Consider the following 3,571-nt stretch of genomic DNA (forward strand, 5'->3'; position numbering starts at 1 on the left):
GTCTTCCATCGTCTGTTCCAATTTGTCGTTCGCCTGGCCCGATGACACACCCGTCTTCTACGAACTGTCCTTCACCGTCGGCGAAGGCCGCACCGGCCTGGTCGCTCCCAACGGCGCCGGCAAGAGCACGCTGCTGCGGCTGATCGCCGGGGAATATCGGCCAACCGCAGGATCGGTGACCGTCGACGGCACCGTCGGATACCTGCCCCAGACGCTGCCGTTCGTCGCGGAGCGCAGCGTCGCCGAGGTGCTCGGCGTGGCTTCGGCGATCGACGCGCTCACCGCGCTGGCCTCAGGCGAGGCCGACGACGAGGTGTTCGCCGCGATCGGCGACGACTGGGACGTCGAGGAACGCACCCGCGCACAGCTCGACCGGCTTGGCCTGGGCCATATCGCCTTGCACCGGCGGCTCGGTTCGCTTTCCGGCGGTGAGGTGGTCTCCGTCGGGCTGGCCGCGCAGCTGCTGAAGCGGCCCGATGTGCTGCTGCTCGACGAGCCGACCAACAACCTGGACGGCGACGCGCGACGCAAGCTTTACGACGCACTCGACGACTTCACCGGGTCGCTGCTACTGGTCAGCCACGACCGCGTGCTGCTCGACCGGATGGACCGCATCGCCGAACTACGCAACGGTGAAATCCATTTGTACGGCGGCAATTTCACCGCCTACGAGCAGGCCGTCGACGACGCGCAACGGGTGGCCGAGAGCAACCTGCGCAACGCCGAGCAGCAACTCAAACGCGAGAAGCGCCAGCGTCAGCAGGCCCGCGAACGCGCCGCGCGTCGCAGTGCCACGGCGGCGCGAAACGTCAAGGACGCCGGTCTGCCGAAGATCGTCGCGGGCAAGCTCAAACGCGACGCCCAGGAATCGGCGGGCCGCGCCGACGATGTGCACGCCGCGCGTGTCACTGATGCCAAGGCGCGCCTCGACGACGCCGAACGCGCGTTGCGCGACGACCAGACCATCGTGCTCGACCTGCCCGACACCAACGTGCCCGCCGGTCGCACAGTGGTTGCGGCCGAGGGACTGCGGATGAGCCGTGACGGCCGGACGCTGTTCACCGATGTCGACCTGAGCGTGCGCGGTCCCGAACGCATCGCCCTAACGGGATCCAACGGTGCAGGCAAGTCAACGCTGCTGCGCATCATCGACGGCGAGCTCGAACCGGACGACGGTGTGCTCCAGCGCGCCGACGGCCGGGTGGCGTACCTGTCTCAGCGGCTCGATCTGCTGGACGGCGATCGCACCGTGGCGCAAAGCCTTGCTGCGTTCGCGCCAAGTTTGTCCGAGACAAGGCGTATGCATTTGCTCGCGCGCTTCCTGTTTCGCGGTAACCGCATTCACCTACCGGTGGCGGCGCTGTCAGGAGGTGAGCGACTGCGCGCCACGCTGGCGTCTGTCCTCTACGCGGAGCCAGCGCCGCAGCTATTGCTGCTCGACGAGCCGACCAACAATCTCGACCTGGTCAGCGTCGGCCAGCTCGAGGCCGCGCTGAACTCCTACCAGGGCGCCTTCGTCGTCGTCAGCCACGACAAGCGGTTCCTCGCCGCGATCGGCATCGACCGCTGGCTACGGTTATCGGACGGGCAATTGGTGACTACAGGGGCCCCGGCCGGACGGTAATCTCGACCCGTGGCGATCATGCCTGATTCCAGTCCGTACGGCTCGCAGACGGTGATGGGCCCCGGCTGGCCGAATGTCGATGAGGAAGCGCTCGCAGCTGCGGCGGCGTCCTATGAGGCGTTGGCGGCAAAGCTGACCGGGTCGGTGGTGCCACAGCAACAGGGCCAGCTGATGCAATTGTCGGACACCTGGAAGGGCACCGCCGCGGTGTCGGCGGCGGGGGAGGCCACCACGATCATCGGCGGCCATGAGGCCAACGCGGCCCACGCGGCCGCGATCGCGGCCCAACTGCGCAGCATGGAGGTCACCGTCGCGAAGACGAAGGCGCTGGTGAACGCCACCGCGGTCGAGACCCAACGCGAATGTGAAGCAATTCAAGCGTTGCCCGTCAGCAACACCCAAGAGCTGATCCAGAGCCGGATCAAGTTCGGCCTTTCGCAGAACATCGCGTATGTGACGGCCAATACGACCGAGCTGGCAAGCACTCTCGGTGTGCCGCCGAACATCCCGCAGGTCAGCAAGCCCCCGGTGGAGATGGCGGCGGGCAAAGCCGGGCAGGAGTCGCAGCAGGCGATGCAGATGCTCAGCCAGATGGGATCCATGGCTGGTCAGCTCCCACAGATGGCCGGCGGGCTGCTTCAGGCCCCCCAACAGCTGACCCAGCAGCTCTCGCAGCCGCTGCAACAGCTCACCTCTTTGTTCGGTCAGGCCGGCAAGGGCGGCTCCGACGGCACTGCAATGACGGGTCTTTCGTCGTTCTCCAACCACCCGCTTGCGGGCGGCTCGGGCAAGGGCGCCGGGGGCGGCATGGTGCGCGCGGCGTCGCTGCCCGGCTCAGGCGGCGTTGCGCCGCAGACACCGTTGATGGCGAACCTGGTCGGCAGCCATGCCGCCGGTGTCGCGCCCGAGGCGGCTGGCGCGAGCACTGCCGCGGTTGGCGGCGTCGCTCCGGTGGCAGCCGGCGGCGGGATGGGCGGACCCATGGGCATGCTGGGTCAGCGCGGTGAGGGCGGGAGCACCGCTTCGTCGCTGACCCTTCCGCCGCCGCTCGAACATGACCTCGCCGAGGACGACGTTGACGATGATTGGTGACGCGCTATGACTGACCCGCTCGAGAAGCCTGAGGGCCTGAACTGGGATCCCGCGGCGGTAGAACTTCCCCAGGTGCCGTTGCTGCCTCCCGGTGAGGACGCGATGAGCGCGACGATCGCCGCCGTGCTTCCGACGTTGACGGCCCCGCTTGCCACCAGTGTTGCGGCGCTGTCGGCCAAGGAGAACATGTTCCAAGGCAAGTTGGGTGCGGCCGAGTCGGCGTATCAGAACGCCGACGACTCCGCTGGGCAGCCCTTGGGGCAGCTGGCGGGCATGCTCGGCCAGGTTGGTCAGTTGGGCCAGCAGGCGGGTAAGGCCGGTGAGGCGGCAAGCGGGCAGTCCGGGATGTTCGGCTCGCTGATGCAACAGCTCATGGGAGCCGCTCAAGGCGGAGGAGGCGGCCAGTCGTCTGGCGGGCAGTCATCCGGCGGGCAGGGCGCAGGCGGGCAGGGCGCCGGGGGCGCGTCGAGTGGCGCAGCGGGCGTTGCCGGCCAGGGGCAGGCCCCCGCTGGCGGCCAACCGCAGCAATCACAGGACGGTTCCGTCGGTGCCACCGAGGAGCCACCGCAAGAACCCAAGCAAGAAGACCGTGAGGAATTGCAGCGCGCCGAGGCCGATGACCGGCACGGCGCGGGCCCGGCTCCGGTGACACCGCCCGAGCAGCCACGCCAAACCGCCGAGGAAGACCTCGGTCGCTTGATGTAGGCGTCACCTAATTTGTCGGTGTTTCGAACTAGTGTTCGAAGTGTGGAGTTGGTGGGCGGTCACGATCGCGGGGCGTGGGTCGCCGGTGTGGACATGATCGTTGCCGGGGTGGCGATGGTGCAGTCGGGGTCGGCCGATGAGTTGACCCAT

At 68.0% G+C, this 3,571-nt stretch carries 3 protein-coding genes; all 3 read left to right on the forward strand.

The genetic code is table 11. The annotated features are described in order from the left end of the window. Nucleotides 1-1,624: ribosomal protection-like ABC-F family protein (gene abc-f, locus VFH65_RS07350; RefSeq protein WP_353320495.1), on the forward strand; the 1,624-nt coding region annotated here is incomplete at its 5' end. Between the two features lie 9 nt (nucleotides 1,625-1,633). Further along, on the forward strand, nucleotides 1,634-2,716 hold the full coding sequence (locus tag VFH65_RS07355; protein WP_353320496.1) for a hypothetical protein: 1,083 nt from the start codon (nucleotides 1,634-1,636) through the stop codon (nucleotides 2,714-2,716). Between the two features lie 6 nt (nucleotides 2,717-2,722). After that, entirely contained in the window at nucleotides 2,723-3,421 is a 699-nt protein-coding gene (locus VFH65_RS07360; RefSeq protein WP_353320497.1) for a hypothetical protein, read from the forward strand. The last annotated feature ends 150 nt before the right edge of the window (nucleotides 3,422-3,571 follow it).

The organism is Mycobacterium sp., assembly GCF_035697385.1.
Classification (GTDB): domain Bacteria; phylum Actinomycetota; class Actinomycetes; order Mycobacteriales; family Mycobacteriaceae; genus Mycobacterium.